This window comes from Bartonella sp. AA2SXKL (genome assembly GCF_042197205.1).
Lineage (GTDB): Bacteria > Pseudomonadota > Alphaproteobacteria > Rhizobiales > Rhizobiaceae > Bartonella.
Genome location: NZ_JBHIRN010000171.1, coordinates 1 through 366, shown reverse-complemented (window position 1 = coordinate 366; position 366 = coordinate 1). Strand labels below are relative to the sequence as shown.

The window sequence follows — 366 nt, the reverse complement described above, 5'->3', positions numbered from 1 at the left end:
AGATTGTCATTGAAATGACTTTATCATCGTTAGCCAAATTGATACCACGGACTCCCACCGAATTCCGGCCTGCAAAAACACGAACCTCAACGACCGGGAAACGAATACATTGTCCCTTAGCAGTTGTTAGAACGACATCATGACGTTCTGTACAAGTTTCGACAGAGAGAATTTCATCTTCTTCATCAAGTTTCATGGCAATTTTGCCATTGCGATTAATCTGAACGAAATCCGATAATTTATTACGACGCACAGTTCCACGCGTAGTTGCGAACATCACATCCAATGCACTCCAACGGGCTTCATCTTCTGGCAAGGGCATAATCGTCGTTATGCGCTCACCTTGCTGTAAGGGAAGCATATTGA

At 43.7% G+C, this 366-nt stretch carries 1 protein-coding gene; it reads right to left on the bottom strand.

Going from position 1 to position 366, the window contains the following annotated elements:
* A partial coding sequence (locus tag ACFINS_RS10490) for a DNA gyrase C-terminal beta-propeller domain-containing protein (RefSeq protein WP_375706234.1) occupies positions 1-366 on the bottom strand: 366 nt, incomplete at both ends.